We start from the raw sequence: 878 nt of genomic DNA on the forward strand, positions 1-878 counted from the left end.
GGCCCCGTGCTGGCCGCGCAGATGGGCTACCTGCCGGGCATGCTGTGGATCCTTGGCCGGCGTCGTGTTTGCCGGTGCGGTGCAGGATTTCATCGTGCTGTTCATCTCCAGCCGCCGCGACGGCCGCTCGCTGGGCGACCTCGTGAAGAGCGAGATGGGCACGGTGCCTGGCGTGATCGCGCTGTTTGGCGCGTTCCTCATCATGATCATCATCCTGGCCGTGCTGGCGCTGATCGTGGTGAAGGCGCTGGTCGGCTCGCCGTGGGGCACCTTCACGGTGGCCGCGACGATTCCCATCGCGCTGTTCATGGGCGTGTACGTACGCTACATCCGCCCGGGCCGTATCGGCGAGATCTCCATCATCGGCTTCGTGCTGCTGATGCTGGCCATCATCGGTGGCCAGGCGGTGCACGAAAATGCTGCCCTCGCGCCGCTGTTCACGTTCGACGGCAAGGCCCTCACGTGGATGCTGATCGGCTACGGCTTTGTCGCCTCGGTGCTGCCGGTGTGGCTGCTGCTGGCCCCGCGTGATTACCTGTCGACGTTCCTGAAGATCGGCACGATCCTCGCCCTGGCGATCGGCATCCTGATCGTCGCGCCCAAGATGCAGATGCCTTCGCTGACGCAGTTTGCCGGCGGCGGCGGCCCGGTGTGGTCGGGCAACCTGTTCCCGTTCCTGTTCATCACCATTGCGTGCGGCGCGGTATCGGGCTTCCACTCGCTCATCTCGTCGGGCACCACGCCCAAGTTGCTGGAGAACGAAACGCAGGCCCGCTTCATCGGCTACGGCGCGATGCTGATGGAATCGTTCGTCGCCATCATGGCGCTGGTGGCCGCTTCGGTCATCGATCCGGGCGTGTACTTCGCGATGAACAGCC

Annotated in this window: 1 pseudogene; it reads left to right on the top strand. The window is 65.1% G+C overall.

From position 1 onward, the window contains the following. Positions 1 to 878, top strand: a pseudogene (locus FUT88_RS25980) (carbon starvation CstA family protein); the annotation flags it as partial.

The sequence above is a fragment of the Ralstonia sp. TCR112 genome (assembly GCF_007997035.1).
Classification (GTDB): domain Bacteria; phylum Pseudomonadota; class Gammaproteobacteria; order Burkholderiales; family Burkholderiaceae; genus Ralstonia; species Ralstonia edaphi.